Source organism: Streptomyces yongxingensis, from assembly GCF_055597465.1.
Genome location: NZ_CM145717.1, coordinates 4,989,927 through 5,016,329 on the forward strand (window position 1 = coordinate 4,989,927; position 26,403 = coordinate 5,016,329).

A 26,403-nucleotide genomic window follows, 5' to 3' on the forward strand; every position below is an offset into this window, starting at 1 on the left:
AGGAGAACGGTGAGGAAAGCCGTCAGACCGTGAAATCCCGAGGCCGGCCCTCGCCCTCCTCCTTGCCCGCGAGCTCGAACCAGACCCCCTTGGCGTAGGTGCCCACCGCGTCCCCCTCCGCCGTCCCCCACGCGTCGGCCAGGGCCGACACCAGGCCGAGGCCGCGGCCGTGGAGGCGGTCTCCCTCGGGGAGGCAGGCGGCGGTGGGGAGCTCGGCGGAGGCGTCGTAGACCAGGACGCGGAAGCGGGGCGGCTCGATCACCACGCGCAGCATCACGGAGTCGCCCTCGGCGTGCAGAAAGGCGTTGGTGGCCAGCTCCGAGGTGCACAGCGTCGCTGTGTCGACCAGCTCCTCCTGCCCCACGGAGTTCAGGACGCAGGCGACGAAGTCCCGGCAGACCTTGGCGGAGGTCGCGTGCCGACCGCTCTGCAGGGTGTAGACGTACGGATCCCTGGAGGGAACGGGCGGGCGGCGTGGGGGACGGTCGTCGGACTCGTGATCGGAATCCATGGGGCAACTCCCTGTGAGGGGGCCGACAGCGCGCGTACCGTTACGGCGATCAACGCGCGGTAGCGGCAACGACACCTACGGTAGAGGTCGACACCTAACTAGTGCCACCAGATCGCCGAAATTAGTGAGTAGATAGACCCATTCGTGGTCACACGCCACACTGGGTGACGACCCCATGAGGAAGGCAGGCATGGCTTCGAGGACCACCATCACGGCACGTCAGCGCCGACTTGGCACGGAGCTTCGGAGGATGCGCGAGCGCGCGGGTCTCACCATCCAGGAAGCGGCCGACCGACTGGGCACGAACCGCTCGCATGTCACCAATATGGAGCTGGCCCGGTTCGGCGTCAGCGAAGAGCGCGTACGCACACTCGCCGCCAACTACGCCTGCCCGGACGAGGCGTACGTCGAGGCGCTGGTCGCGATGGCGACCGAGCGCAAGCGTGGGTGGTGGGAGGAGTACCGGGGGACGCTCGGCGCGGCCGGTCTCGATCTGGCGGAACTGGAGTACTTCGCCACGAGCCTGCGCGTCGTCGAGCTGATGCACATCCCGGGACTCCTGCAGACCGAGGACTACGCCCGGTCGGTACTGAGCACGGCCGTCCCCGGCTGGTCGCCGACGGAACTCCGCCGAAGACTCTCCCACCGCATGAAGCGCCGGGACATCCTGGATCGGGACCAGCCGCCATCCTGCACATTCATCATCCACGAGACCGCGCTCCGCGTACGGTTCGGCGATCAGCACGTGCTGCGCGCGCAGCTCGACAGCCTGCTGGAGTCCTCGGAGCGCCCGAACGTCTCCGTCCGGGTCGTCCCGATCGCGGCCGGAGGATTCCACGTCGCGGGTATCTCCGTCACCTACGCCACGGGTCCGGTGCCGCAGTTGGATACCGTTCAGCTCGACGTCGCGCAGGATGCGGCGTTCCTCGACGGGGAGTCCCAGCTTCTGAACTACCGGGCGGTCATGGACCGGACCGAAGAGCTGGCTTTGTCCGAGAAGGAGTCACGTGACTTCATCCGCGAGACCGTTCAACAGATGTGAGGGCGAAGGAATGTCCGAGATCAACTGGCGCAAGTCCTCCTACTCCGGGGCGGGGGACGGGAACTCCTGCATAGAACTCGCCTTCATAGGCACCACCGTCGCCCTCCGCGAGAGCGACGACCCCCTTACGGTCCTCACCACGAGCCCCGCGAGGCTGGGAGCCCTGCTCCAGTCGATCAAGGTGGGCGCGCTCGATCACCTCGCGGCGGTGCCGAAGGCGTAGCGGACCTACGTCCAGAGGACCAGAGGCGGCCCCGCTATGAGCGGAGGCCGGTACCGGGGCTCCGGCGTTACGGTCGGCAGCATGGAACCAGCCCGTACTGAACTCGATCTCGATCTCGACGCCTATCTGAGCCGTATCGGCTGGACGGGCGACCGGCGCCCCGCCCCCACCGTGGAGACCCTGCGGGCGGTGCATCGGGCGCACCTCACGTCCATACCGTTCGAGAACCTCGGCCCCCTCCTCGGCTCCGCCCCCTCCCTCGCCGTCCCCGACCTCGAGGCCAAGCTGGTCCACGGCCGGCGCGGCGGTTACTGCTACGAGCACAACACGCTGCTGACCGCCGTCCTCACCGCCCTCGGCTTCCGCGTCACCGGCCTCACCGCCCGCGTCCGGGTCGGCGCGGCCCCCGGGACGGTCCGACCGCGCACGCACATGCTGCTGCTGGTCGAGATCCCGGGCGAGGAGCGGCGTTACGTGGCCGATGTGGGCTTCGGCAGCATCGGAAGCCTCCTGGAGGCCGTGCCGCTCGTCGCCGACACCGAGTTCCACGACGGCACCCGCCGCCACCGCTACGTCCGCGAGCCGTACCCGGACGGTCTTGAGGACCTGTGGGTGTTCCAGGCGTTCCTCGACGGCTCCTGGCAGGACCAGTACGCCTTCACCCGCGAGCCGTTCGACGCGTCCGACTACGGGGTCATCAACTGGCACGTCGCCACCAACCCGCGCTCGCCCTTCCAGCACACCCTCCACGTCCAGCGCACCACCCTGGACCGCCATCTCCTCCTGTCCGGGCGGACTCTCGTCGAGTCCTGGTCCGACGGCAGCCGTAAGGAGCGTGAACTCGCCGACAACGACGAGGTGCTGCACGTTCTCGCCGCCGACTTCGGCATCGAGCTGCCCCCGGGCACGGTCCTGCCGGGCTGACTGGCACAGGAGTTACCCCGGCTGGCTCTCCACACCGGCCCCGGTCATGGCACGATCATCCCGCTAATGGGCCGATGGGAGGGTGGCAGGGACGGATGGAACATGAGTAAAGACAAACTGTCCGTATCGGACCAGGATCTGTCGGATCTCATCAAAGACCTTGAGGGAATGCTCAGTTACCTCGAGGAACAGATCGAGCGTCTCGGCCATCTGAGGCAGTCGGTGGACCCCGACGATCACAAGGGGCCCGCTGCCGCCGCGTACAAGAAGCTGGAGCGCGACGCCTATACGGACGCTGTACGGGTCAGGCAGCTGCTGACCCGCATCGAGGAGGTGGCCAAGGAGCGCGGGGAGAGCCCGGGTGAGCGGTACGAGGAGCTGCGGACCCGCTTTCAGTCACTGCAGAAGCCGTCGTCGGAGAAGCCGTCGGCGTAGCCCGCGTCAGGACCGTACGCGTCCGGACCGTACGCGTCAGAACCGTATGCGTCAGAACCGTATGCGTCCGGACCGCCGGTGTCGGGGCGGAAGGGGCGGAGTTCGCGGCTGACCAGGCGGTAGTAGTCGATCGCCTTGGCCATGCCGAGCGCTCCGGCGGCCGCGAAGACCAGGCCGATACCGGCGACGGTGCCGACGCTCTCCGTGCCGACGTCCGAGAAGACGGCGAACCCGCCCAGCGCCAGCCCCAGGCAGGTCAGCACGATGGACGGGCCCAGCCACAGGAGAGCGCCGCCGGAGACCCGCCAGTGCGGCAGCGTCTGGGGATCGCGCTCCAGCTCCGCCCAGTCGCGGAGGCACGCGCCCACGAAGACGTCGCGCCGGATGCCGGAGGCCACCCCGAGGCTGGAGGGGACCGTGGCGCCCAGGGCGAGACCCAGGAAGATCACGCCCAGCACGTGCTCGATGATCTCGCCCTTCACCAGGAACTGGAACCCCGAGACCGCGAGGCTCCACCCCAGCGCGAAGACGAGCGTGGACAGCCACAGCAGCAGCGCCCGGTGCGGCGCCAGGTACCACCGCGCCAGCGCCCCCATCGCCCGCGCCCGCTCGTCGAGCAACCCGGCGCGGTCCTTCCACGGCCGCTCGTCCGGGGCGGGCGGCGGTGGCGGAAGCTCGTTGGGCGGCGTCATGGCGTCCTTCCTCATGGCACTCATCGCACTCACGGCACTCTTAGCACCCGTAGCACTCGTAGCACCCGTGGCACCCGTGGCACCCGTGGCACCCGTGGCACCCGTGGCACCCGTGGCACGCACAGCACTGCGGTGTACGCCGACGCAGTCTCTCAGCTCTTCGGTTGTGGCCTGGTCCGCTTCCGCTTGACCTTCTCATTTGTGTGAGGGTTTCACGATGTCCATCGAGCGAAGCCGAACGCGAAGCCGAACCGCCGCACAGATGAGGTGAGCACTGATGGACAACCAGCTCTTCGACTACAGCCCCATCGTCGAACGCGCCCCGATCCACTGGCCCGACGGCGCCCGGGTGGCCTTCTACGTCGGGCTCAACGTCGAGCACTACGAGATCGACCGCCCCTCCACCAGCATCTTCCCCGACACCAGGGCGCTGGCGCCCGATCCGCTGAACTACGGCTGGCGGGACTACGGTCCCCGGGTGGGGATCTGGCGGCTGATCGAGAGCCTGGACCGGCACCAGGTGCGGGCGAGCGTGATGCTCAACTCCGATGTCGCCGAGCGCTACCCCCAGATCATCCGGGCCGGGCGGGAGCGGAACTGGGTGTGGGCGGCGCACGGCAAGAACAACTCCATCCTCCAGGCGGACATGTCCGCCGAGGAGGAGCGCGCCTACCTCACCGAGGTGATCGGCACCATCGAGAAGGCCACCGGCCGCAGGCCGCGCGGCTGGCTGGGGCCGGCGCTGACCGAAACCTTCCGCACGCCGGAGCTCCTGGCCGAGCTGGGGCTGCGGTACGTGCTGGACTGGGCCAACGACGACCAGCCGTACCGGCTGAACGTGCCGGGGATGCTGAGCGTGCCGTACTCGATCGAGGTCAACGACATCCAGCTCTTCGTCGGCAAGAGCCTCAGCGGGCCCGACTTCGTCCGGATCGTCAAGGACCAGCTCGACCAGCTCTACGCCGACGCGGCCACAAGCGGGCGGGTGATGTCGCTGGTGCTGCATCCGTTCGTGATCAACCAGCCCTTCCGGCACAAGTATGTGGATCAGGCGCTCGAGTACGTCGTGAACCACCCCGGGGTGTGGGTGACGACCAGCGACGAGATCGCCGACCACTACTCCGGGGCCCTCTAGGGGTCTCCGGCGGTACGCGTACGCCTGTGGCGGGCTGCTCCCTCCCCGTCCCTTCCCACGCAGCGTCGATGTGCGGCTCCGCCCCGGGTCTGGGGCTTAAGCCCCAGACCCCGGGGTCCAGGGGCGAAGCCCCTGCCACGCGGCGGACACCCCCGTAGGCCGTCCAGGACGTCCAGGACCTCCAAGTCCTCTAGCGGGCCAGCAGCTCCCGCAGGGCCTTGGCGATGTCGGTGGGTGCCTCCTCGGCCATGAAGTGGCCGTAGCCGACGGTGTGGTGCTCCAGGTCGTCGGCCCAGGCGCGCCACAGCGCCGCGGCGTCATAGCCGAGGGCGGCGCCCCAGTCCTGCTGGATGACGGTGAGCGGCATCGTCAGCCGGCGTCCGCCGTCCCGGTCGGCCCGGTCGTGGTCGACGTCGACACCGGCGGAGGCGCGGTAGTCGGCCACGATCGACGGCACCGCGGCGCGGCAGGCGTCCAGATAGGCGGCGCGGACCTCGGCGGGGATGGCCCGCGGGTCGCCCGTCCACAGGTCGAGGAAGTGGCCGAAGAAGTCGTCGGGGCAGGCGGCGATCATCCGCTCGGGCAGCCCCGGGGGCTGCGCCATCAGGAAGAGGTGGAAGCCGACGGCGGCCGTGGTGCCGTGCAGCACGTCCCACATGTCGAGGGTCGGCAGTACGTCCAGGCAGGCGAGATGGGTGATCGTCGCGGGGTGGTCGAGGCCCGCCCGGAAGGCGACCAGGGCGCCGCGGTCATGACCGGCCAGGGCGAAGCGGTCATGCCCGAGGGCGCGGGCCAGGGCGACGATGTCGGCGGCCATGGTGCGCTTGGCGTAGGCGGCGGGGTCGGGGGCGGCGTCGGTATCGGCGTCGGCATTGGCGTCGGCATTGGCGGACGGTTTGTCGCTGGCGCCGTAGCCGCGCAGGTCGGGGCAGATCACGGTGTGATCGGCCGCGAGGTCGGCGGCCACGTGCCGCCACATGAGGTGGGTCTGCGGGAAGCCGTGCAGCAGGACGACAGGGCTGCCCGAGCCCCCTACGGCCACGTTCAGGGACACGCCGTCGGCGACGGGGACGCGGCGGTAGTCGAAGCCGGGAATGACAGGGGCCATGGGTGAGCGCGCTTTCTGTGGAACATCCGGGCGACCGGACGAGGTACGTGACTGGCCAAGGACGAGGTACGTGACTGGCCAAGGACGAGGTACGTGACTGACCGGGTGGCTGTCAGCCTGCCGGGTGCGGATGAGCATCCGATCAGCGCGCTACCGTGACCGCATGCGGGTCGGTTTCGGGGTGCTGGGGCCGGTCGTGGCCTGGGACGCGGACGCCGACGGGCGCACGATCGCGCTCAAGGGGCCACGGCACCGCGCGGTGCTGGCCCGGCTGATCGTCGCCCGCCGCCGTGTCGTACCCGTCTCCCGGCTGATCGAGGACCTGTGGACGGAGCCGCCCCCGGGTGCGGTGGGCGCGGTGCGTACGTTCGTGGCCGCGCTGCGCCGCGCGCTGGAGCCGCAGCGCCCGCCGCGCACCCCGGCCCGGCTGCTGGTCACCGAGGGCCCCGGGTACGCGCTGCGGGCCGACCCGGACGCGGTGGACGCCTGGCGCTTCGAACAGGACGTGGCCGCCGCCGCGACCCTGCCGCCGGACGGCGCGCTGCCCCGGCTGGAGGAGGCGCTGAGCCGGTGGCGCGGGCCCGCGTACGCGGAGTTCGCCGACGAGGGCTGGGCCCGGGGCGAGCGCTCCCGGCTGGCGGAGCTGCGGCTGCACGCCGTCGAGCGGCAGGCGGAGGCCCGGCTGGCGCTCGGCCGGGCCGCCGAGGCGGTGCCGGACCTGGAGGCGCATCTGGCCGAGCACCCCTGGCGCGAGGGCGCCTGGCGGGCGCTGGCCCTCGCGCTGTACCGCACCGGCCGCCAGGGCGACGCGCTGGCGGTACTGCGCCGGGCCCGTACGCTGCTGGTCGAGCGGCTGGGCCTGGACCCGGGCCCGGAGCTGCGCCGCCTGGAGACGGACATCCTCGGCCAGGCGCCCCACCTCGACCCCACCGCGGCGCGGGGCGGCGCGGCGGCCCAGGTGTGGGCGGACGCGACCGCCGCGTACGACCGCACGGTGGCCTCCGGCGCCCGGACCCGCCTGGAGTCGACGGCCGCCCTGCTCCGCGACCTCTCGATGACCGGTGGCGACGGCCTGCTGACGGCCCGCCAACAGCGCGTGGCGGCCGTCGCGGCGGCGGAAGAACTGGGCGACCCGGAACTGACCGCCCGAGTCATCGGCGCCTACGACGTCCCCGCGAGCTGGACCCGCCTGGACGACCCCGAGCAGGCGGCATCGATCGTAAGGGCGGCCGAACGCACGTTGGCCGCGCTCGCGGCCGGCTCCGGGCCGATCGGCCATGACGCGATTCGGGCCCGGTTGTTGGCGACGATCGCCGTGGAGTCGCGGGGTGGGCGGTCCGAGCGGGGGCGGCAGGCGGCTCGGCAGGCTGAGGAGATCGCTCGGCGGCTGGACGATCCCGGGCTGCTGGCATTCGCGCTGAACGGCGTCTTCATGCAGAGCTTCGAGCGCGCGGGGCTGGCGCCGCGCCGGGACGCGACCGGAGCCGAGCTGATCGCCCTTGCGGCGCGGCACGGGCTGGTCGCCTTCGAGGTGCTCGGCCATCTCATCCGGCTCCAGGCCCGCAGCGCGCTCGGCGACTTCGCGGCGGCCGACCGGCACGCGGCCGCCGCCGACCGTCTGGGCGAGCGCCATGAGCGGCCGCTGGTGGGGGTGTTCACCGCGTGGTACCGGGCGCTGCGGCTGGCCGCGACGGGGCAGGCGGACGAGGCCGAGGCGGAGGCGGCCTACCGGGACGCCGCCGCGCGGCTGGACGGCGCCGGGATGCCCGGCCTGGAGCACGGTCTGCTGCCGCTCGCGTTGCTCTGTCTGCGCGTGGAACGGGGGCGGCCCGCCCCCATCGACGCGGACCTCGACTGGGGGCCGTACGCGCCCTGGGCCCGCCCGCTGGTGCTGCTGGCCCAGGACCGCCACACCGAGGCCGCGGCGGCGCTGCGCACGGTCCCGGAGCCGCCCCGCGATCTGCTGCTGGAGGCCCTGTGGTGTCTCACCGGGCGGGCGGCCATCGCCGTCGGCGACCGGGAGACGATCGCCCGCGCCCGCACCGCACTGACCCCGGCGGCGGCCGAGCTGGCCGGCGCGGGCAGCGGCCTGCTCACCCTCGGCCCGGTCTCCCGGCACCTGGCCGATCTGTCCGAGGCCCTGCGGTGACGGTGCGGCCGAGTGCCGTATGGCCAGGGGCGCGGTTGCGTGCCGTTCGGTCGGGGCGCGGCCGGGTGCCGTACGGCCAGGGGTACGGTCGCGTGCCGCACCGCCGGGGGTACGACCTCGGTGCGCACCGCCGGGGGTACGGCCTCGGTGCCGCGCTGCCGCGGGTGCGGCCGGGTGCCGTATGAATCGGGGTGCCGTAGGGCCCGGCACCGCACGACCGGGCACCGCACGAGCGAGTGCCGGGCGGCCGGGCCCGGTACGGTCGGGCGCCGTACAGCCCGGCGCCGTACCGCTCAACCCTCGTCCGCGACCGCCTCGAAGCGCCAGCGGTGCACTGCCCGCCGTACCAAGTCCTCGCCCGGTTCGGGGAGTTCCGGCAGGCCCTGGGTGTCGTAGGCGCCGTCCCACCAGGTGATGACGAGGACGCGGTCCTCGGGGGCGCGGAAGGTTTCGCGGCGGAGCGGGGGCGGGTCGAGGGGCTGGTGGGTGGCCCAGGTCAGGAGTTCCTCGCCCTTTCCGGCCACGGCTCGGGCTTCCCACATCAACGCGACGGTCATGCGTACAGGTTCTTCCGGCTCAGCTCGTGCACATGGTCGTGGGTGTGCCCGGCGGGCGCCGGGACGTGGGGGTCCGTCACCGGGAGGGACGAGTCGGCCGACAGGTCCCACGCCGACGCCGACCGCCCCCGCGCCACCATCTCCGCGCCGAGCGCCGCGACCATCGCCCCGTTGTCCGTGCACAGCTTCGGCCGCGGCACCCGCAGGGTGATCCCCGCGTCCTCGCAGCGGCGTTCGGCCATCGCCCGCAGCCGGGAGTTGGCGGCGACGCCACCGCCGATCATCAGGTGATCCACGCCCTCGTCCTTGCAGGCGCGGACGGCCTTGCGGGTCAGCACGTCCACGACCGCTTCCTGGAAGGAGGCCGAGACATCGGCGATCGGGACCTCCTCGCCCGCCGCCCGCTTCGCCTCGATCCAGCGGGCGACGGCGGTCTTCAGCCCCGAGAAGGAGAAGTCGTACGCGGCGTCCCGCGGGCCGGTCAGCCCGCGCGGGAAGGCGATCGCGTCCGGGTCGCCCTCGCGGGCGATGCGGTCGATGACGGGGCCGCCCGGGAAGCCCAGGTTCAGCACCCGGGCGATCTTGTCGAACGCCTCGCCCGCCGCGTCGTCGATGGTCGAGCCGAGCGGGCGGACGTCGGCGGTGATGTCGGGCGCGAGGAGCAGCGACGAATGCCCACCGCTCACCAGGAGGGCCATCGTCGGCTCGGGCAGCGGACCGTGCTCCAGCTGGTCGACGCAGATGTGCGAGGCGAGGTGGTTGACGCCGTAGAGCGGCTTGCCGAGGGCGTAGGCGTACGCCTTGGCGGCCGAGACGCCGACGAGCAGCGCGCCCGCGAGCCCGGGGCCCGCGGTGACGGCGATGCCGTCGAGGTCGGAGGCGGCGACCCCGGCCTCCTTCAGCGCCCGCTGGATCGTGGGGACCATCGCCTCCAGATGGGCGCGGCTGGCGACCTCGGGGACGACGCCGCCGAAGCGGGCGTGCTCGTCCACGCTGGAGGCGACGGCGTCGGCGAGGAGGGTGCGGCCGCGGACGATGCCGACGCCGGTCTCGTCGCAGGAGGTCTCGATGCCGAGGACGAGGGGTTCGTCAGCCATGGGTCTCGGTTCCTTGTACTGAGGTCGCGGGGTTCGCGGGGTTCGCTGTGGTCGTGGGGTCCGCTGTGGTCGTGGGGTTCCCTGTGGTCGTGGCGGACGCGCCGGGCTCGCCGTTCGCCATCGCGCCGGTACTCGCCGTCGCCGGGTCGGCCAGCCGCATGACCAGGGCGTCCACATTGCCGGGCTGGTAGTAGCCCTTGCGTATGCCGATGGGCTCGAAGCCGAAGCGCTCGTACAGCCGCTGGGCGCGGGCGTTGTCCACCCGCACCTCCAGCAGCACCTCACGGCACTCGAAGGCGGTGGCCGCCGTAAGGAGGTCGGTGAGGAGGCGCGCGCCGAGGCCGGTGCCCCAGTGGTCGCGGGCGGCGGCGATGGTCTGGACGTCGCCGGTGCGGTCGACGACCGCGAGCCCGGCGTACCCGACCAGCCGGGGCCCGCTCTCCGCCACCACATAGTGGCGGGTGGCGTCCCGGCCCCGGGCATGCGCGAGCTCGGACCAGAACATCCCCCGCGACCAGGCGTCCTCGGGGAACAGCTCCTCCTCGAGCTCCATCACCCGCTCCAGGTCCCACCAGCGCATCTCGCGCAGGGTCACGGTCGTGCCGGTGCCGGTCACTTCGGGGTGACCACCTTGTAGTTGGCGGGCACCTTGGCGTCGGGGCGGCGCAGATACAGCGGCCGGGGCGGCGGCAGTTCCTCGCCGCGCGCCAGCTTCTCGGCGGCGAGCGAGGCGAGCGCCCCGGCCGACTGATGCTCCGGCATTCCGGGCGGTACGTCGGCGAAGGCCGCCGGGTAGAGCAGCGCGCCCGCACCGACTGCGGGCAGTCCGGCCACCCGCTCGGCGAGATCGGCGGGGTGGTCGACGGCGGGTTCGGTGACGCGGGTGCGGGCGTCGTCGTAGCGCGCCCAGTAGACCTCCTTGCGCCGCGCGTCCGTGGCCACGACGAAGGGGCCTTCCAGACCGGCCGTCCCGGCGGCGTACGCGATCCCGTCCAGTGTGCACAGCCCGTGGACGGGGACGCCGAGGGCCGACCCGAAGGTGGCCGCGGTCACCAGGCCCACGCGCAGTCCGGTGTACGGGCCGGGGCCCGCGCCGACGACGATCTCCGTCACCGCGCCCAGTTCGGCGCCCGCCGCTTTCAGCGTGCGGTGGACGGCGGGCAGCAACAGCTCGCCGTGGCGCCGGGCGTCCACGTCGGAGGACTCGGCGATCACTGCGGAGCCGTCGTGCAGGGCGACGGTCACGGCGGGGGTGGCGGTATCAAGAGCGAGCAACAGCACGAGAACAGCCTACGGCGCGCCGGGAGGTCGTTCTTTCGTACCGGCCTCGGTACCGACATCGATACCGGCCTCGGTACCGACATCGATACCGGCCTCGGTACCGACATCGACACCAGCCTCGGTACCGGCTTCGCTACCGGCCTTGGAACCGAAGCCGGTACCGGCCTTCGTACCAGCGTCGGTAGGGGCTTTCGTACCGACGGTGGAACAGCTCGGTCACCGGACGGCCGGAGCGCGGCCGGGCGGCGGGCGCCGGTGCTACCGTCACCGTAAGTGTGTACGGACCGTCAGCACGTACTGACCGCAGGAGAGGGAAGCCGCCGTGCCAAGGAGCAGTACCGGGCCAGCTGTGGCCGTACTCACCGCCGCCGCGCTGGGCGTCGTCGGGTTCCTCGGCTACCAGGCCGCCGCGACCGCGCCCGACCATCCGACCCAGGCCCGGCCGGGGTCGCACTCCGCCGAGTCCAAGAAGAAGGACAAGCACGACCCGGGGTCGAAGAAGAAGTCCACCGCCCTCCCGGCCCGCTCCGGCACCGGCGTCCGGGTCGTCTATGCCCTCGGCGACAAGCGGGTCTGGCTGGTCGGCGCCGACGGCAAGGCCGGCCGCACCTTCGAGGTGGGCCCGAGCCCGGCCAGCCCCGACCCGGGGACCTATTCCGTGACCTCGCGCAACAAGGGCGGGGTCGGATCGGACGGGGTCCAGGTCGAGCACGTCGTCGTCTTCCACTCGGAAGGGGGAGTCGTGTTCGGTTTCAGCGCGGCGGTGGACGGGTCGATGCCGGACCCGAACGCGCGCAAGCGGACCGGGGCCGTCCGGGAGAGCCGGGCGGACGGCACGGCGATGTGGGAGTTCGCGCAGCTGGACACGAAGGTGGTCGTCGTCCCCTAGCGGACCGTCGCCCCCCCCCAGCGGACTTGGACGACGTAGCCGGATGACGTAGCCGTGCGCGGCTACGCCGCGTCCCGCTCCTCGTCATCCGCCTCGGGCTCGGCTTCGACGGACGCCGGGGTCTCCTCCTCGGCCGGCCGCGGAGGCGTCGAGACCGCGCTCGCCGCCGCACACGCCGCCAGGAGCTCCGACATCGACGGTGACCGGTCGTCGCGCGCGGCGCCGGTCCCGGCCACAGGGTCGTGGGCCGACATGGGTGCCTCCTGAGGGTCCTGGGGCAGTCGAGCGGAGTTAGGTAGACCTAACCCACGCTTTCTCCCACCATGTGACCACGGGTGATGCCCGGAATGCAACAGCATGCCGACGGCTTGTCGGAAACTACGCGGCATCTGCACGCGAGCTCTACCAGCGGCTTGACCGTTTGACCGATTGACCGGGCAGCCCTGGCGCTACCCCGCGAGCGACGCCAGGTCCTCGCTCGCCCAGCGGGTGCCCACGCCCGTCACCACCACGTCCCGTACGTCGTCCACGTCGGCGGCCATCGTGTCCGTGACGGCCATGTCGCTGCCCACCGTCCGCTGGATCACCACATGCAGCCGGTCCTCCGCCAGCCCCTCGACCTTGCCCTCGCCCCACTCCACGGCCACCACCGAATCCGGCAGGGAGACGTCGAGGTCCAGGTCCTCCATCTCGTCGAGGCCGCCGTTCAGCCGGTAGGCGTCGACATGGACCAGCGGCGGTCCGTCGCCCAGCGAGGGGTGCACCCGGGCGATCACGAAGGTGGGCGAGGTGACGGCGCCGCGGACGCCGAGGCCCTCGCCGAGGCCCCGCGTCAGCGTCGTCTTGCCCGCGCCGAGTTCACCGGTGAGCAGCACCAGATCGCCGGGGCGCAGCAGCTTGGCGAGTCTGCGGCCCAGGTCCCGCATCTGGTCGGGAGAGGTGACGGTGATGCGCGTGCCTACGTCCATACTCGCCGATGGTACGGGCCCGAAAAGCCCGCCGCGGACCGGCGTGCGGCCACCCCGAACGCCCCGGCCGAACCGCCGTGCGGCCACCCCGAACGCCCCGGCCGGACGGGCGTGCGGCCGCCCCGGCCGGACCGCCGGAACGGCCGGGCGGGGTACCGCTCCTCAGCCCGTCACGCCCCGCCGCGCCCGGTCGCCGACCCCGTCCACCGCCCGCGAGAGCAACTCCGTCAGGTGGCCGTTGACCACCTCCGGGTGCTCGAGGATCACCAGGTGCCCGGCCTCCTCGAGGATCACCAGCTCCGCGCCCGGAAGCAGCTCCGCGATCGCCTCGCTGTGCTCCATCGGGGTGATGAGGTCCTTGTCGCCCGCGAGGACCAGCACCGGCAGCCCGTCGAAGTGCGGCAGCGCCGCCGCCTTGTCGTGGGCGATGAACGCCGGGTAGAACTCCGCGACCACATCGATCGGCGTGGCCTCGATCAGCCGCTCGGCGAACCGGGCGACCCCCGGGTCCACGTCCTTCGAGCCGAACGAATAGCGCTTGATCAGCCCCGCGAACAAGTCCGCGGTCGCCCGCCGCCCGCGCTCGACCAGGTCGGCCTGCCAGCCCAGCGCCTTCAGCAGTCCGGGCAGCACCCGCCGCACCGCGTTCACCCCGACCACCGGGAGGCCGAAGCTGACCTCGCCAAGACGGCCCGCCGAGGTGCCGATGAAGGCCGCGCCGATCACGCGCTCGCGGATCAGATCGGGGTACTGCGCGGCCAGCGCCATCATCGTCATGCCGCCCATGGAGTGGCCGACGAGCACCAGCGGCCCCTCGGGCGCCGTCGCGTCGATCACCGCCTTCAGGTCGCGGCCGAGCTGGTCGATGCTGATCGCTTCCCCGTCCGCCTGGGCGCAGCCGCGCGCCGAGCGGCCGTGGCAGCGCTGGTCCCAGTAGACGGTGCGGACCACCTCGCGCAGCGCGGAGCGCTGGAAGTGCCAGGAGTCCTGGGCGAGGCAGTAGCCATGGCTGAAGATCATGGTGACCGGGGTGGGGGCGCGGCGCCCGAACCGCCGCTTGCGCCGCGGCGAGGGCGCGGCCGCGTTCTCCCGGATCTCCTCGATCTCGTAGTAGATCTCGGTGCCGTCCTCGGCGACCGCCGTCCCCGGAGTGCCGCGCAGCGTGCCGTACGGGCCCTCGGCGTCCAGGGCGAGCCGCGCCTTGCGCCGTACGCCGCGGCCCACCGTCAGCCGCTCGAGCGCGACGCCCGCGGCCGCCCCCGCCGCGAGCACACCGATCGCGGCACCCGCGAATCCGGCGCCCCGGCGCCAGCTCACGGCTGTGGCCCCCGCCGCGACTCGTGTCGCCATCTCTGCCGTGCTGACGGCCGTGCTCTCGTCGCCCATGGTCAGTTCCCTGTGCCCCCGTCCTCACCTACATAAACGCGGGGGATACGGGCCGAGATCCTGGTCACGATCTCGTAGGCGATCGAGCCCACGGCCCGCGCCCAGTCCTCGACGGTCGGCTCGCCCCGGTCCCCCGGGCCGAACAGCACCGCCTCGTCCCCCGGGGCGGCGGTGTCGCCGCCCAGATCCACCACGAACTGGTCCATGGCGACCGTGCCCGCGATGGTCCGCCACTTGCCCGCGACCAGCACCGGGCCGGTGCCGGAGGCATGGCGCGGAATGCCGTCCCCGTAGCCGACGGGCACCAGCGCGAGGGTCGTCTCGCCGGGGGTCACATAGCGGTGCCCGTAGGAGACGCCGTGCCCGCCCGGCACCCGCTTGACCGAGGCGAGCGCGGCGGAGAGCGTCATCACCGGGCGCAGCCCGAAGTCGGCGGCCGTGCCGAGTTCGGGGCTCGGGCAGATGCCGTAGGTGGAGACGCCGGTCCGGACGAGGTCGAAATGGGACTCGGGCACGGTCAGGGTGGCCGCCGAATTGGCGATGTGGCGCACCTCCGGCCGCAGCCCCGCCTGTTCCGCGTGCGCCACCATCTCGCGGAAGACCGACAGCTGGGTGCCGATGGACGGATGGCCCGGCTCGTCCGCGCAGGCGAAGTGGGACCACAGCCCCGTCACCCGAATGGCCCCTTCCGCCTCGGCGGCGCGGGCCTCGGCGACCAGGGCCGGCCAGTCGGCGGGCTGGCAGCCGTTGCGGCCGAGCCCGGTGTCCGCCTTCAGGTGCAGCCGTGCGGTGCGACCGCACGCGCGGGCCGCGGCGACGGCCTCGCGCAGCGCCCACAGCCCGCTGGCCGAGACGTCGACGTCCGCCTCGATGGCCTGCCGCCAGGGGCCGCCGGGCGTCCACAGCCAGCACATCAGCCGGCCCGTGTCCCCCGCCGCCCGCAGCGCGAACGCCTCCTCGGGCGTGGCCGTGCCCAGCCAGTCCGCGCCCGCCGCGCGGGCGGCCCGCGCGCACGGGACCATGCCGTGGCCATAGGCGTCCGACTTGACCACGGTCATCAGCTCGGCCGTGGGTGCCGCGGCGCGCAGCGCCCTCACATTGGCCCGTAGGGCGGCCAGATCGACCACGGCACGGGCGCGCATCGGTGTCTCGTCCATCTCCGTCAGTCTCTCAGGCCGGTCCCCCGACCGGAGTGTGTGCTTCTCCGCACGGAGTGCCTCGCTTTCACGCGAGGAGTGCCCTCCGTTCGGGAGACTATGGGCATGAGGATTGCCTACAGCGTCGAGACCGTACGGGCCGCCGAGCGCGAACTGATGGCGCGGCTGCCCGAAGGAGCGCTCATGCAGCGCGCGGCGGCGGGGCTCGCGGCCGCGTGCGCCGATCTGCTGGGCCGGGTGTACGGCTCCCGGGTGGCCCTGCTCGTCGGCAGCGGCGACAACGGCGGCGACGCGCTCTACGCGGGCGCCCGCCTGGCCCGCCGCGGCGCGGGCGTCACGGCGGTACTGCTCAACCCCGACCGCGCGCACCAGGGCGGCCTCGCCGCTTTGCGGGCGGCGGGCGGGCGAGTGGCCGCCGTCGGCGGCGGGGCGGCGACGGGCGGCGGCGGGGCAGGCGGCAGCGGCACGGGGGCGGGCGGCGGCGCAGTGGCGGCGGGCGGCGGCGCGGGGGCAGGCGGCACTGGCGCGGGGGCAGGCGGCACTGGCGCGGCGGCGGACGGCACTGGCGCGGCGAACGGTGACGCCGAGGCCGCCGTCGCACGCGCCGATCTCGTCGTCGACGGGATCGTCGGCATCGGCGGCAAGGGCGGGCTGCGGCCCGACGCGGAGCGGCTGGTCCGGGCGGTGCGCGGGATCGTCGTCGCCGTGGACCTGCCGAGCGGGGTCGACGCCGATACGGGCGAGGTGCGGGGCTCCGCCGTGCACGCGGACGCCACGATCACCTTCGGCGCGTACAAGCCGGGGCTGCTCATCGACCCGGCCCGCACCCACGCGGGCGCCCTGCGGCTGGTCGACATCGGCCTGGACGCCCACCTTCCGGCCGACCCCGACGTGGAGGCGTTGCAGCACGAGGACGTGGCGGCGCTGCTGCCCCGGCCCTCGGCGGAGAGCGACAAGTACCGGCGCGGCGTGGTGGGCGTCGTCGCGGGCTCCGCCCGCTACCCGGGCGCGGCCGTACTGGCGGTCTCGGGCGCGCTACGGGGCGGGGCCGGGGCGGTGCGGTACGTCGGCCCCGCGGCCGACACGGTCATCGCGCGCTTCCCCGAGACCCTCGTCCACTCCGGGCCCCCGGCCAAGGCGGGCCGGGTCCAGTCGTGGGTCGTCGGCCCCGGCCTCGGCGACGGCGCGGCGGCCAAGCACTCCCTGGACGACGTCCTGGCCTCCGATGTCCCGGTCCTGATCGACGCCGATGGGCTCCACCTGCTGCCCACCGGGGGTGACCTGCGTAAACGCGAGGCGGCCACGGTCCTCACCCCGCATGCGGGCGAGGCGGCGGCGCTGCTCGGCGTGAGCCGCGAGGAGGTCGAAGCGGGCCGGCTGGCCGCCGTAAGGGCGCTGTCCGAGCGCTACGGCGCGACCGTACTGCTGAAGGGGTCGACCACGCTGATCGCCGCCGAGCACCAGCCGGTGCGCGTGAACCCCACCGGCGTCGGCTGGCTGGCCACGGCGGGCAGCGGCGATGTGCTGTCCGGCCTGATCGGCTCCCTGCTCGCCACGGGCCTCCCGGCCCGCGACGCGGCCTCGGCGGGCGCCTACCTCCACGGCCTGGCCGCCCGCCGCACCACGGCCCCGCACGGCGCGCCCATCGCGGCGTACGACGTATCGACGGCGCTGACGGACACGTGGCGGGACGTGCTGGCCTGAGAGGTCCGCTGGGTCCGGGTGCGTGGGTAGTGCGCCGGGTGCGTGGGTAAGTGCCGGTGCGGTTGCTTGTGCGGGTGCGTGGGTGGTGCGCCCGCTGTGCGTGGTGGGTGCCGGGGGCGGGGCCTCCGGGGCGGCGCCCTGGACCGTATATTTACGGCGCCATTGACCGGGGCCGTAGGGCGGTCCGGAAATTGGCGCCACAAATACACGTAAGCGTCCAGGACACCACCCCTCCGACCCCACCCCCTCCCGCCTCGTCGGCGGCTATCCGCCCGATCCGCGTAGGTCGAGCACCATCACGTCATGCAGCACCGCACCCTCCCACGGGTGGGCCTCCCCCACCTTGCGGTACCCCCACGACCGATACGCGGCCTGCGCGGCAGCGACGTCCGGCCGTGCGTTGAGCAGCACGCGCTCGGCTGTCGTGTCGGTGAGCACCGCCTCGTGCATGCGGCGCGCCACCCCCAGACGGCGCCACGGGGCCCGTACGGCGAGCTCCATCAGGCCGAACGTCCGATGTCCGTCCTCACGGCGCAGCTCGTCGCTGACCGGTGTGGTGAGCCGGTCCCACCAGCCGGTGCTCGGGCTCAGCGGATAGCCGTAGGCGATGCCGACCGGCTCACCGTCGCCCGTGCGGGCGAGCGCGGCGGAGAAGGTCTCCTTACGGACTTGTGAACGAAACCGCCGGAAGTTCGCGTCGATCGATTCCGGAGTCTCCTCGTACGGCTCCTCTGCGAAGACCTCGGCGTAGACCAGTCGGAATTCCGTCTCGGCTCGCGCTGCGGCCGCGCCGTCCATGCGCTCGACGGCGATCGTCCCGGTCATGCATAGCCTCCTCGTGCGACCTCGCGGATACGGGCGGACGTGTCACGGGTCACCGCGGTGTTCAGAGCGATGGCGGTCTTGTCGAAAGCACGCATCCGGTGCGTCAGTCGATCGGAACCGATCTCCTCATAGACATCGAGCACACTGCCCATCTCGGCGCACGCCTCCTCGACGTCGCCCGCATCGAGGAGCGTGCAGGCGAGTTTCGACCGGTACCAGGCCGTATTGCGGGCATAACCTCGAGCCAGACCATCGACGGCGGCACGCAGAAATGGCACGGCGCGTCGTGGTTCGCCAGCCGCCACATACATATCCGCTGTGGCGTAGTCGATCTCAATCGGGCCGGCGAACCGAGCCCAGTGCGGCACTTCGGTGTCCGTGTTGGCGCGGCTCTGGTACGAAAGGGCGCGGCTGAGTGCTCGCCGGGCAGCGGCCGTGTCTCTGGACTGCGTGGCCACGTTGGCCTCACGCAGAGCAATCACGAGGTGCACGGTGGGCCCGGCCCCACTCCTGTTGGCCAAGCCATAAGCCATCTCGACCGCTGACGCGGCTTCCCACAGCCGGTCCGTCTTGATATCGATCAGGACAAGCGTCTCCAGTGCGGACAGTTGCAGGAGTCCGTCACCGATGAGTTGAGCGGTGGTCAATGCCTCCATGGCAGCGGTACGTGCCTGTGCGATCGGCCCGCTGTCGTAGCCGTACCACGCTTGATTGCTGTGCAGCTCGGAAAGCGCGGCCTGTAAGTCGCGACCCACTCGGCTCGTGTAGATGCTGCTGCTCAGTACATGCGTGATCTCCCGCTCCAACCGCTCGGCACGCACCTTCGCCGGAATTCCACCCGACTGGTGATCGACGGTATAGAGGTCGGCCAGCCGTGCACGGAACGCCGCCACCTCACTCGCACCGACACGCGGCCCTTGCTGGTTCGGGAGAACCGCCGCCGCCGCGATCGCACCCGACCCCGTGACGAACGCTCTACGCTTCACCTCTCCATCGTCGCCGATCCTCTCGACCGTCGAATAGCGATGCGATGGGACATCGAAACCCATCTCGGCAAGCGGAAGACCGAACATCGCCTCCAACACGGCCTGCTGACTCGGATGCGGTAACGGCGGCGGCGACTCGCTCTCCCACCGCCGGAGCTGGCGGACGCTCACCGAGGCGTCGATGCCCAGGCGGGCGGCCTCGCGGGCGAAGGTCGCGACGAAGTTCACCTGCGTGTATCCCGCCGCGCAGCGCAGCGACGCCAGCTTGCCGAGAGTCCTGCCTGCCATCCGCATCCCCCCAATTGCGCCAACCGTCCCATTACCGTAGCGATTTCGCCCACGCGGCATAGACGGAAACGTCCGCCCAAAAGTCCGGTCATCAATGGCCCATGGCACCGGCCGAGGCGGTGGACTTACGCAAGACCCCCGCGACGTTGTGGGACGTCCGGGGGCGTGGCCCACCAGCTGACAGGAGCTGATGAACATGAACCACTTTATGACCAGTGCCCTCGAATGGGTGAGAGCGGTTCTCGCCCCTCTCCGGGAGGCCGTCGGATGAACACGATGACCGGCCTTCGCTTATTGCCCTGGTCCGACCCGGAGGGCAGGCCGTGCTATCTGGCATCGGACAGCGACGACAGTCCCCTGAACCGACGTGCGGACCAGATCGAGGCACTCCAGCTGTCCATGGGGACGGAGCTCCTCGGCCACGCCCAAGCCCTACTGGGCGACCGCAAGGCAGACACCCGAGAGCTCCGCTTCCTCGCGGACCGACTCTGTGAGGCACTGCGCGACGTGCTGCGGGTGGCCGAGAGCAGAGGCAGACGACTGCATGTCCACGGCGAGGACGGAGACGAATCATGACCAACCGCGCGCTCCAGGCGCACCACCACGCACTCGCACATGCAACCCGCGCCGCAGGACCGGTGATGTCACCCCGCCGCGATCACCACCGCTGGACGCGACCCCCGCGTCAGCCGCCATCGGCGTCAAGCGCAATCATCCTCCGGTTGCGTCGCTCGTAGACTCGCGGCCCTGCATACGGACTTCGGCTCCCTCGCTCGCGATGTGCGGGTTGCCGAGTTGGATGCCGAGATCAAGGCATTGAGCGTGAACTGACGAAAGGGGCAGGGATGTCACGGACCGAGGGTGCCCGGCTGTTCCGGGAGGCGTGGATCGCGGGGGTGCGACGGCACTTTCCCGGGGAGCCCAAGCCGGGCTATGTGACCCCCTGGGAGGAGACTCCGGAGTGGGAGCGGGTGGCTGCCGGGGCGGTGTACGAGCAGGTGAGGCAGTTCCTGGAGGTGAGCGAGGGGCACGCGGGGCGACTTACGCGGGAGCAGAAGGGGCGCTTCGTCGCTACCTGCTGGACCGCGCAGATGTACCGGCACTTCGAGGACCCGAAGCCCGGGTACGTCGCCGACTGGCCGGATCTTCCCGGCTGGCAGCAGGAGACGGACGCGGACATCTTCGAGGCGATCGAGAAGGACGTCAGCTGACGCGCCTCCTCGCTTCGGCTTGCCCTTGTCGTACAGCCGGCCTGTGAAGAGCTTGCTCAGGTCCTGGCCGGACAGGGCGGTGAACCGCGTGGGCCACGGACGGGTGGCCGCCAACGATGCGGAGGGGCGAGTCGCAGGCCCCGCCCCTCCCCGGCCTCACCCCTCCGCGGTCACGACCGCCGACGCGACCCCCGCGTCATGACTCAGGGAGTCGTGCAGGCCCCGCACGGCGCGCCCATCGCCGCGTACGACTGTCAACGGCGCTGACGGACACCTGGGGTGACGTGCTGGCCTGAGGCTTCCGCTGGGTCCGCTGGGTGCGGGTGCTGGTACAGGTACCGGTCAAGTGGGTGGTGCGCGGGGTGCGTGGGTGGTGCTGGTGCGGGCCCGTGGGTGGTGCGCCCGCCGTTCGTGGTGGGTGCCGGGGGCGGGGCCTCCGGGGCGGCGCCCTGGACCGCATATTTACGGCGCCGACGAACGATGAACGTCGGGTGGGCCGGAGATAGGCGCCACAAATATGCGACAGCGTCCAGGACACCACCCCTCCGACCCCACCCCCTCCCGCCGCCCCGCGGCTACCCGCCTGCTCTCCACAGGTCGAGCACCATCAGGTGGTGGAGCCGCCGCCAACAACCGACCGTCCAGGCGAGTCGACGCGGTACTTACTATGCATGGCCCGGGGAGTCGTCGGGGCAGGCGGATGCTGCCTCCGCGTACCGCCGGATGACAAGTTCGAGGTAGTCGGCGTGGGGGCCGGGGAGGGTGTCCAGGTCGGCGGGTGAGTGGAGGAGAGCCGTCTCGGCGAACTCGGGTTCACGGCCGAGCGCGGTCTCCGCGGCCATGAACCGTTCGGCCAGCACCGACGCGGGCCGTGCCGGGGCGCGGAAGAAGACGCCGATGGTCCCGCGCCCGCCGCGTGTGACGGCCCACAGTTGAAGATCGTGCAACGCGGCGTCGATGCCGGTCTCCTCGACCAGTTCCCGAGCGGCGTGGCGGCGCAGGGCCGCCTCATCCAGCGGTTCGTGGTCGGCGGGCGGCTCGGCCGATCCGCCCGGCAGCTGCCAGCGGCCGGGAGCCGCCGTCCACGACGACGTGCGGCCCACCAGCAGCCGTCCGTCGTCCGTGGGCTGCAAGACGGCGACGAACACGGACGGCAGGGCGGACGCCCCCGGCACACGGCGCAGAGCGTAGTGGCGGTACGTCACCGGCGCCCAGGACAGAACGATGTGGTGAGGCCCGTCCCAGTCCAGTGAGGTGCAGGCGACAACAGGCCCGTCAAAAAGACCGGTCGGGTTGGCTCGGGCCATCTCGCCCCAGATACGGTCCGCGGCCCGCTGATGCTCGGGCGAAACCCGCGGCGGGTCGGTCCGGACCATGCGGAGTCGGCGGGGCACCCAGAACGCGACGGGAGCGGATTGCGGTTGCGGGTCGGTCACCGGCTGATCGTAGGCACGAATGAACCGGCCGGGTGAGGCGTCGCCGGTCCTGCGACGTCAGCGCCCGGAGCGGCCTGCCACGTCCAGTTCGAGCACCATCACGTCATGCAGGACGGCGCCGTCCCAGGGGTGGGCCTCCCCCACCTTGCGGTACCCCCACGACCGGTACGCGGCCTGCGCGGCAGCGACGTCCGGCCGTGCGTTGAGCAGGACGCGCTCCGCCGTTGTGTCGGTGAGCACCGCTTCGTGCATCCGGCGTGCCACCCCCAAACGGCGCCACGGGGCCCGTACGGCAAGCTCCATGAGCCCGAATGTCCGTCGTCCATCCTCACGACGCAGCTCATCGCTGACCGGTATGGTGAGCCGGTCCCACCAGCCGGTGCTCGGGCTCAGCGGATAGCCATAGGCAATGCCGACCGGCTCACCATCGCCCGTGCGGGCGAGGGCGGCTGAGAAGGTCTTCTTACGGACCTGAGAACGAAACCGTCGGAAGTTCGCGTCGACCGAGTCCGAAGTCTTGTCGTAGGGCGGTTCGGCGAACGCCTCGGCATAGACCAGAGTGAACGCGTCCTCGGCCCGTGCCGCAGCCGCACCGTCCATGCGCTCAATCGTGATCGTCGCTGGTCTCGTCATCAGTCGCCCCTTCTCGTTGTCTCGCGGATACGCTCCACGGCGTCCTGCGCAGCCGACTGCCTGTCCACGACGAGGACGGCGGCGAATGGTGACCGGGGCCACCGGCGGATGGCCGCGAACGAGGCGGGAGGGGGTGGGGTCGGAGGGGTGGTGTCCTGGACGCTTACGTGTATTTGTGGCGCCAATCTCCGGCCCACGCAAGTCCCCGGCCAATGGCGCCGTAAATATACGGTCCAGGGCGCCGCCCCGGAGGCCCCGCCCCCGGCCCCCCCCACGAACAGCGGGCGCACCACCCACGCACCGCACCACACCCGTCACCGGAGCGACCGCGCGGGTCCGGGGCGGAGCCCCGGCGGGGGCGTGGGGGCGGAGCCCCGGCACCCGCACCCGCACCCGCACCCGCTCTCACCCCTCCGCGATCACCACCGCCGACGCGACCCCCGCGTCATGGCTCAGCGAGACGTGCAGGCCCCGCACCCCCAGCCGTTCCGCGCACGTGGCGACCGTGCCGCGGACCGAGAGGCGGGGGCGGCCGCTCGGCTCGGTGAGGATCTCGGCGTCCGTCCAGCGCAGGCCGCCGGGGGCGCCCAGGGACTTGGCCAACGCCTCCTTGGCCGCGAAGCGGGCGGCCAAGGAGGCCATGCCACGGCGCTCCCCGCTCGGCAGCCACAGCTCGCGCTCGACGAACAGGCGGTCCGCCATCCCGGGAGTGCGCCGCAGCGCGTCGTCGAAGCGGTCGATCTCGGCGACGTCGATGCCGACGCCGATGATCACGGCGTGACCCGAGGGACCACTCGACGGCTCACTCGACCGTCACCGACTTCGCCAGGTTCCTCGGCTGATCGACCTCGTTGCCGCGCGCCGTCGCCAGCTCGCACGCGAAGACCTGCAGCGGCACGGTCGCGACCAGCGGCTGCAGCAACGTGGGCGTGGCGGGGATCTCGATGAGGTGGTCGGCGTACGGGGCCACCGTCTCGTCGCCGCGCTCGGCGATCACGATGGTGCGGGCGCCCCGGGCCCGGATCTCCTGGATGTTGGAGACGATCTTGTCGTGGAGCACCGACCGCCCGCGCGGCGACGGTACGACCACCACGACCGGCACATCCTGCTCGATCAGCGCGATCGGCCCGTGCTTGAGCTCGCCCGCCGCGAAGCCCTCGGCGTGCATGTACGCGAGCTCCTTGAGCTTGAGCGCGCCCTCCAGGGCGACGGGGAAGCCGACGTGGCGGCCGAGGAAGAGGACCGTGTTCTTGGCGGCCAGGGTGCGGGCCAGCTCCCGTACCGGCTCCATGGTCTCCAGGACCTCGTCCACCTGGGTCGCGATCTCCGACAGCTCGCGGATCACGGAGAGGATCTCGTCGCCCCACTTGGTGCCGCGCACCTGGCCCAGGTACAACGCCACCAGGTAGCAGGCCACCAGCTGGGTGAGGAACGCCTTGGTGGAGGCGACGGCGACCTCGGGACCGGCGTGGGTGTAGAGCACCGCGTCCGACTCACGCGGAATCGTGGAGCCGTTCGTATTGCAGATGGCCAGCACCTTCGCGCCCTGCTCACGGGCGTGCCGCAGCGCCATGAGGGTGTCCATGGTCTCGCCGGACTGCGAGATGGCGATCACCAGCGTCCGCTGGTCCAGGATCGGGTCGCGGTAGCGGAACTCGCTGGCCAGCTCCGTCTCGCAGGGGATCCGGGTCCAGTGCTCGATGGCGTACTTGGCGATCATGCCCGCGTGGTACGCGGTGCCGCACGCCACGATCACGACCTTGCTGACCTCGCGCAGCACCGAGGCCGGGATGCGCACCTCGTCCAGGCAGAGGTTCCCGGCCAGGTCGATCCGGCCGAGCAGGGTGTCCGCGACGGCCTTCGGCTGCTCGGCGATCTCCTTGAGCATGAAGTAGTCGTAGCCGCCCTTCTCGGCGGCGGAGGCGTCCCAGTCCACGTGGTACGGGCGGACCTCGGCCGGCGCCCCCTCGAAGTCGGTGACGGTCACACCGTCCCGGCGGGCCTCCACCACCTGGTCCTGGCCCAGCTCGATGGCCTCGCGGGTGTGGGCGATGAAGGCGGCGACGTCGGAGGCGAGGAACGCCTCCTCCTCACCGACGCCGACGACCAGCGGCGAGTTGCGGCGCGCCCCGACCACCACATCGGGCGCGTCCGCGTGCACCGCGACCAGGGTGAAGGCCCCCTCGAGCCGACGGCACACCTGCCGCATGGCCTCGGCGAGGTCGCCGCAGGACGAGAACGACTCGGCGAGCAGATGCGCCACGACCTCGGTGTCGGTCTCGGAGGCCAACTCGTGGCCGCGCTCGGCCAGCTCGGCGCGGAGCGCGGCGAAGTTCTCGATGATGCCGTTGTGCACGACGGAGACCCGGCCCGCGTTGTCCAGGTGCGGATGGGCGTTGGCATCGGTCGGGCCGCCGTGGGTGGCCCACCGGGTGTGGCCGATGCCGGTGCCCCCGGTGGGCAGCGGGCGGTCAGCCAGCTCCTTCTCCAGGTTGCCCAGCTTGCCCGCCTTCTTGGCCGCCGCCAGCCCACCGTCGGCCAGCACGGCGACGCCCGCCGAGTCATAGCCGCGGTACTCCAGCCGCCTGAGTCCGGCGAGGACGACATCGAGGGCCGGCTGCCCTCCCACATAACCAACGATTCCGCACATGGACGCAGCGTACGACCCCCGGCCCCGGCCCGGGGTGACCGACCCCACGCCGGGGCACCGCTCACTCGGCCGGTCCCTGCCATGACAATGAGGGGGTGATCACGTCAACCGCGCGCGAAGCGCGCACCGAGCGCGGCCCGCAGCGGCGGGGCGGCGAGGCGACTCCGTATGTGGATCTGTCCCGCGCCGAGTGGAGTGCGCTGCGGGACAAGACGCCGCTGCCGCTGACCGCCGAGGAGGTCGAGAAGCTGCGGGGGCTCGGCGATGTCATCGACCTCGATGAGGTGCGGGATGTCTATCTGCCGCTGTCCCGGCTGCTCAACCTCTACGTGGCCGCCACCGGCAATCTGCGCGGCGCGCTCAACACCTTCCTGGGCGACACCAAGCGGGGCACCGGGGCCCAGCCCGGTACGCCGTTCGTGATCGGCGTGGCGGGGAGCGTCGCGGTCGGCAAGTCGACCACCGCGCGGCTGCTCCAGGCGCTGCTGGCGCGCTGGCCCGAGCATCCGCGGGTGGAGCTGATCACCACGGACGGCTTCCTCTACCCCAACGCCGAGTTGCGGCGCCGTGGGCTGATGTCCCGCAAGGGGTTCCCCGAGAGCTACGACCGCAGGGCGCTGACCCGCTTCGTCGCCGATGTGAAGGCGGGCCGGGCGGAGGTGTCGGCGCCGGTCTACTCGCACCTGATCTACGACATCGTGCCGGACGAGCGGCTGACCGTGCACCGCCCCGACATCCTCATCGTCGAGGGGCTCAATGTGCTGCAGCCCGCGCTGCCGGGGAAGGACGGGCTGACCCGGGTGGGGCTCGCGGACTTCTTCGACTTCAGCGTCTACGTGGACGCCCGGACCGAGGACATCGAGCGCTGGTACCTGGGCCGCTTCAAGAAGCTGCGGGAGACCGCCTTCCAGGACCCGTCCTCGTACTTCCGCAAGTACACCCAGGTCTCCGAGGAGGAGGCGCTGGACTACGGGCGGATGATCTGGCGGACCATCAACAAGCCCAATCTGAAGCAGAATGTGCAGCCCACGCGGGGGCGGGCCACGCTCGTGCTGCGCAAGGGGCCGGATCACAAGGTGCAGCGGCTGTCCCTGCGCAAGCTGTGAGGAGCGTCGG

At 72.0% G+C, this 26,403-nt stretch carries 28 protein-coding genes; 11 read left to right on the forward strand and 17 right to left on the reverse strand.

All coding sequences use genetic code 11. The features are described 5' to 3' along the window. Nucleotides 1-22: 22 nt before the first annotated feature. Nucleotides 23-511 (reverse strand): ATP-binding protein, encoded by a 489-nt coding sequence (locus ACZ6TD_RS21075; RefSeq protein WP_471356240.1) that lies wholly within the window; start codon nt 509-511, stop codon nt 23-25. Nucleotides 512-701: 190 nt separating this feature from the next. Between ACZ6TD_RS21075 and ACZ6TD_RS21080 the strand changes: the two genes are divergently transcribed. The 4 genes from ACZ6TD_RS21080 to ACZ6TD_RS21095 all read left to right on the forward strand — a co-directional run bounded on the left by ACZ6TD_RS21080 (nt 702) and on the right by ACZ6TD_RS21095 (nt 3,135). Next, nucleotides 702-1,553, forward strand: a complete 852-nt coding sequence (locus ACZ6TD_RS21080; RefSeq protein ID WP_471356242.1) for a helix-turn-helix domain-containing protein — start codon at nt 702-704, stop codon at nt 1,551-1,553. Nucleotides 1,554-1,563: 10 nt separating this feature from the next. After that, nucleotides 1,564-1,776: a DUF397 domain-containing protein gene (locus tag ACZ6TD_RS21085; protein ID WP_471356244.1), complete on the forward strand. Its 213-nt coding sequence runs from the start codon at nt 1,564-1,566 to the stop codon at nt 1,774-1,776. A gap of 81 nt (nt 1,777-1,857) precedes the next feature. After that, a complete protein-coding gene (locus ACZ6TD_RS21090) occupies nt 1,858-2,700 on the forward strand; it encodes an arylamine N-acetyltransferase family protein (RefSeq protein WP_471356245.1) in 843 nt (280 codons plus the stop codon). A gap of 102 nt (nt 2,701-2,802) precedes the next feature. Beyond that, nucleotides 2,803-3,135 (forward strand): hypothetical protein, encoded by a 333-nt coding sequence (locus ACZ6TD_RS21095; protein WP_471356247.1) that lies wholly within the window; start codon nt 2,803-2,805, stop codon nt 3,133-3,135. Here the strand turns inward: ACZ6TD_RS21095 and ACZ6TD_RS21100 are convergent. After that, nucleotides 3,093-3,827, reverse strand: coding sequence for a hypothetical protein (locus tag ACZ6TD_RS21100; protein WP_471356249.1), 735 nt, complete (start codon nt 3,825-3,827; stop codon nt 3,093-3,095). The genes ACZ6TD_RS21095 and ACZ6TD_RS21100 overlap by 43 nt on opposite strands. Before the next feature lie 277 nt (nt 3,828-4,104). Between ACZ6TD_RS21100 and ACZ6TD_RS21105 the strand changes: the two genes are divergently transcribed. Continuing rightward, nucleotides 4,105-4,962, forward strand: coding sequence for a polysaccharide deacetylase family protein (locus ACZ6TD_RS21105; protein WP_471356251.1), 858 nt, complete (start codon nt 4,105-4,107; stop codon nt 4,960-4,962). A gap of 190 nt (nt 4,963-5,152) precedes the next feature. Here ACZ6TD_RS21105 and ACZ6TD_RS21110 read toward each other — a convergent pair whose 3' ends face one another. After that, on the reverse strand, nt 5,153-6,070 hold the full coding sequence (locus ACZ6TD_RS21110; protein ID WP_471356252.1) for an alpha/beta fold hydrolase: 918 nt from the start codon (nt 6,068-6,070) through the stop codon (nt 5,153-5,155). A 163-nt stretch (nt 6,071-6,233) separates the two neighbouring features. Here ACZ6TD_RS21110 and ACZ6TD_RS21115 point away from each other — a divergent pair, with 163 nt between their 5' ends. Then, nucleotides 6,234-8,219: an AfsR/SARP family transcriptional regulator gene (locus ACZ6TD_RS21115; protein WP_471356254.1), complete on the forward strand. Its 1,986-nt coding sequence runs from the start codon at nt 6,234-6,236 to the stop codon at nt 8,217-8,219. Nucleotides 8,220-8,512: 293 nt separating this feature from the next. Here the strand turns inward: ACZ6TD_RS21115 and ACZ6TD_RS21120 are convergent, their stop codons facing one another. Genes ACZ6TD_RS21120 through tsaB form a run of 4 tightly spaced genes read right to left on the reverse strand, consistent with a single transcriptional unit; the run spans nt 8,513 to nt 11,154 of the window. Next, on the reverse strand, nt 8,513-8,776 hold the full coding sequence (locus ACZ6TD_RS21120; RefSeq protein ID WP_471356256.1) for a hypothetical protein: 264 nt from the start codon (nt 8,774-8,776) through the stop codon (nt 8,513-8,515). Beyond that, the gene (gene tsaD / locus ACZ6TD_RS21125) at nt 8,773-9,873 is read right to left on the reverse strand and encodes a tRNA (adenosine(37)-N6)-threonylcarbamoyltransferase complex transferase subunit TsaD (protein WP_471356258.1); all 1,101 of its coding nucleotides are present in this window, start codon (nt 9,871-9,873) and stop codon (nt 8,773-8,775) included. The genes ACZ6TD_RS21120 and tsaD overlap by 4 nt, the downstream gene beginning before the upstream one ends. Beyond that, nucleotides 9,866-10,453: a ribosomal protein S18-alanine N-acetyltransferase gene (rimI, locus tag ACZ6TD_RS21130; protein ID WP_471357920.1), complete on the reverse strand. Its 588-nt coding sequence runs from the start codon at nt 10,451-10,453 to the stop codon at nt 9,866-9,868. Before rimI ends, tsaD begins: the two co-directional genes overlap by 8 nt. A 32-nt stretch (nt 10,454-10,485) precedes the next feature. Continuing rightward, complete coding sequence (tsaB, locus tag ACZ6TD_RS21135; RefSeq protein ID WP_471356261.1) at nt 10,486-11,154, reverse strand: tRNA (adenosine(37)-N6)-threonylcarbamoyltransferase complex dimerization subunit type 1 TsaB; 669 nt, start codon at nt 11,152-11,154, stop codon at nt 10,486-10,488. Nucleotides 11,155-11,476: 322 nt separating this feature from the next. Here tsaB and ACZ6TD_RS21140 point away from each other — a divergent pair, with 322 nt between their 5' ends. After that, nucleotides 11,477-12,043, forward strand: a complete 567-nt coding sequence (locus ACZ6TD_RS21140; protein ID WP_471356264.1) for a hypothetical protein — start codon at nt 11,477-11,479, stop codon at nt 12,041-12,043. A 62-nt stretch (nt 12,044-12,105) separates the two neighbouring features. Here the strand turns inward: ACZ6TD_RS21140 and ACZ6TD_RS21145 are convergent, their stop codons facing one another. From ACZ6TD_RS21145 to alr, 4 genes are all read right to left on the reverse strand, one after another. Beyond that, the gene (locus ACZ6TD_RS21145; protein ID WP_470009650.1) at nt 12,106-12,297 is read right to left on the reverse strand and encodes a hypothetical protein; all 192 of its coding nucleotides are present in this window, start codon (nt 12,295-12,297) and stop codon (nt 12,106-12,108) included. Nucleotides 12,298-12,492: 195 nt separating this feature from the next. Continuing rightward, entirely contained in the window at nt 12,493-13,011 is a 519-nt protein-coding gene (gene tsaE / locus ACZ6TD_RS21150) for a tRNA (adenosine(37)-N6)-threonylcarbamoyltransferase complex ATPase subunit type 1 TsaE (protein ID WP_471356267.1), read from the reverse strand. 162 nt (nt 13,012-13,173) lie between these two features. Continuing rightward, nucleotides 13,174-14,397 (reverse strand): alpha/beta fold hydrolase, encoded by a 1,224-nt coding sequence (locus tag ACZ6TD_RS21155; RefSeq protein ID WP_471356270.1) that lies wholly within the window; start codon nt 14,395-14,397, stop codon nt 13,174-13,176. A gap of 2 nt (nt 14,398-14,399) precedes the next feature. Further along, nucleotides 14,400-15,554 (reverse strand): alanine racemase, encoded by a 1,155-nt coding sequence (alr, locus tag ACZ6TD_RS21160; RefSeq protein WP_471356272.1) that lies wholly within the window; start codon nt 15,552-15,554, stop codon nt 14,400-14,402. 105 nt (nt 15,555-15,659) lie between these two features. On the opposite strand from alr, the gene ACZ6TD_RS21165 reads away from it, so the two are divergent. Further along, on the forward strand, nt 15,660-17,258 hold the full coding sequence (locus ACZ6TD_RS21165) for an NAD(P)H-hydrate dehydratase (protein ID WP_471356275.1): 1,599 nt from the start codon (nt 15,660-15,662) through the stop codon (nt 17,256-17,258). 264 nt (nt 17,259-17,522) lie between these two features. Here ACZ6TD_RS21165 and ACZ6TD_RS21170 read toward each other — a convergent pair whose 3' ends face one another. After that, entirely contained in the window at nt 17,523-18,083 is a 561-nt protein-coding gene (locus ACZ6TD_RS21170) for a GNAT family N-acetyltransferase (RefSeq protein WP_471356277.1), read from the reverse strand. Next, nucleotides 18,080-19,357: a hypothetical protein gene (locus ACZ6TD_RS21175; protein ID WP_471356280.1), complete on the reverse strand. Its 1,278-nt coding sequence runs from the start codon at nt 19,355-19,357 to the stop codon at nt 18,080-18,082. The genes ACZ6TD_RS21170 and ACZ6TD_RS21175 overlap by 4 nt, the downstream gene beginning before the upstream one ends. Before the next feature lie 267 nt (nt 19,358-19,624). On the opposite strand from ACZ6TD_RS21175, the gene ACZ6TD_RS21180 reads away from it, so the two are divergent. Both ACZ6TD_RS21180 and ACZ6TD_RS21185 read left to right on the forward strand, forming a co-directional pair. Then, nucleotides 19,625-19,933 (forward strand): hypothetical protein, encoded by a 309-nt coding sequence (locus ACZ6TD_RS21180; RefSeq protein WP_414085412.1) that lies wholly within the window; start codon nt 19,625-19,627, stop codon nt 19,931-19,933. Between the two features lie 269 nt (nt 19,934-20,202). Beyond that, entirely contained in the window at nt 20,203-20,568 is a 366-nt protein-coding gene (locus ACZ6TD_RS21185) for a hypothetical protein (RefSeq protein ID WP_191068625.1), read from the forward strand. Between the two features lie 665 nt (nt 20,569-21,233). On the opposite strand, the gene ACZ6TD_RS21190 is transcribed toward ACZ6TD_RS21185, so the two are convergent. From ACZ6TD_RS21190 to glmS, 4 genes are all read right to left on the reverse strand, one after another. After that, nucleotides 21,234-22,004: an NUDIX hydrolase gene (locus ACZ6TD_RS21190; RefSeq protein WP_471356283.1), complete on the reverse strand. Its 771-nt coding sequence runs from the start codon at nt 22,002-22,004 to the stop codon at nt 21,234-21,236. Nucleotides 22,005-22,061: 57 nt separating this feature from the next. Next, on the reverse strand, nt 22,062-22,637 hold the full coding sequence (locus ACZ6TD_RS21195) for a GNAT family N-acetyltransferase (RefSeq protein ID WP_471356286.1): 576 nt from the start codon (nt 22,635-22,637) through the stop codon (nt 22,062-22,064). 405 nt (nt 22,638-23,042) lie between these two features. After that, nucleotides 23,043-23,411, reverse strand: a complete 369-nt coding sequence (locus ACZ6TD_RS21200) for a holo-ACP synthase (RefSeq protein ID WP_044571618.1) — start codon at nt 23,409-23,411, stop codon at nt 23,043-23,045. A 28-nt stretch (nt 23,412-23,439) separates the two neighbouring features. Further along, a complete protein-coding gene (glmS, locus tag ACZ6TD_RS21205) occupies nt 23,440-25,287 on the reverse strand; it encodes a glutamine--fructose-6-phosphate transaminase (isomerizing) (protein WP_471356288.1) in 1,848 nt (615 codons plus the stop codon). A 95-nt stretch (nt 25,288-25,382) separates the two neighbouring features. Between glmS and coaA the strand changes: the two genes are divergently transcribed. After that, nucleotides 25,383-26,393 (forward strand): type I pantothenate kinase, encoded by a 1,011-nt coding sequence (coaA, locus tag ACZ6TD_RS21210; RefSeq protein ID WP_471356291.1) that lies wholly within the window; start codon nt 25,383-25,385, stop codon nt 26,391-26,393. The last annotated feature ends 10 nt before the right edge of the window (nt 26,394-26,403 follow it).